At 75.2% G+C, this 1,046-nt stretch carries 1 protein-coding gene and 1 pseudogene; both read left to right on the top strand.

The window, feature by feature from the left end; genetic code table 11:
• Positions 1 to 245 (top strand): annotated as a pseudogene (locus tag AB0N07_RS52090) (hypothetical protein); the annotation flags it as partial.
• 172 nt (positions 246 to 417) lie between these two features.
• A partial coding sequence (locus AB0N07_RS52085) for a VTT domain-containing protein (RefSeq protein ID WP_365848142.1) occupies positions 418 to 1,046 on the top strand: 629 nt, incomplete at its 3' end.

The raw sequence follows: 1,046 nt of genomic DNA, 5'->3' as shown, positions 1-1,046 counted from the left end.
GCGGCGTGCCCCCGGACATCGCGACCGAGCTCGTGGCCGCCGCCCGCGTGGCCGCGGACCTGGACACCCGCATGGAGCGCCTGCATGACCAGGTGCAGGAGACCGACAGGGACGACGACGCCGCCGCGGCCTGGGAGGACGACGGCGGTCCCGCCTTCGAGGACGAGCCGGCGGCGGGGCCGGATGGCGCGGGTCCGGGTGAGGCGCGGCCGGGTGACGACGCGCCCGGCGCGTCCACCGTCTGAGCCCCTCCGTCCACACCCGGCGGGCCGCGTGCACAGGGTTCTCCACAGAGTTGTCCACAGGTGTGGATGAGTCACACGCGTGTGATCCACCGAAGCAGCGCGGGGCGTGGCCGCAGACCGGGGAGGACATGCTGACGGAACGGGGCGGGGCGACTCCCGGTAGCCTGAGCCGATGCCCTCCACCGCCGTGCCGCCGCGCGACTCCGGCGCCGCCTCCACCCTGCCCGCCCGCACCGGGCACCGCGGGGTGTCGATCCTGCGTACCGCCGCCCTCGTCCTCGTGGTGGCGGCGTTCGTGTGGCTGGCACTCACCGTGCGCCTGCCCGGTGTGGACGAGCTGCGCGCCCAACTGGACGGCTTCGGCTGGTGGAGCTGGCTGGCGTTCACCGTGCTGTACGCGGCCGTGGCGCTCACCCCCATCCCCGTGACGATCATGGCGGTCACCGCCGGTGTGCTCTTCGGCGCGATCGAGGGGACGGTGCTGTCCGTCGTCGGAGCCCTGCTGGGCTCGCTCGGGGCGTACGGCATCGCGCGCGCGGTCGGGCGCGAGGTGGCCCTGCGCTGGCTCGGCCGCCACGCCGAGACCGTGGAGCGGCGGCTCGAGGACACCGGGTTCCTCGCCCTGCTGACCCTGCGCGTCGCCCCGGGGCTGCCGTACTGGCCCGTGAACTACGGGGCGGGCGCGCTCGCCGTGCCGCTGGGGATCTTCGCCGGCTCCACCGCGGTCGGCGTGATCCCCGGACAGCTCTCCCTCGTGGCACCGGCCGCGCTGGCCCGGCACCTGCACGACACCCTCTTCAC

This window comes from Streptomyces sp. NPDC051172, assembly GCF_040682555.1.
Lineage (GTDB): Bacteria > Actinomycetota > Actinomycetes > Streptomycetales > Streptomycetaceae > Streptomyces.
This window is presented reverse-complemented; position numbering and strand designations above follow the sequence as displayed.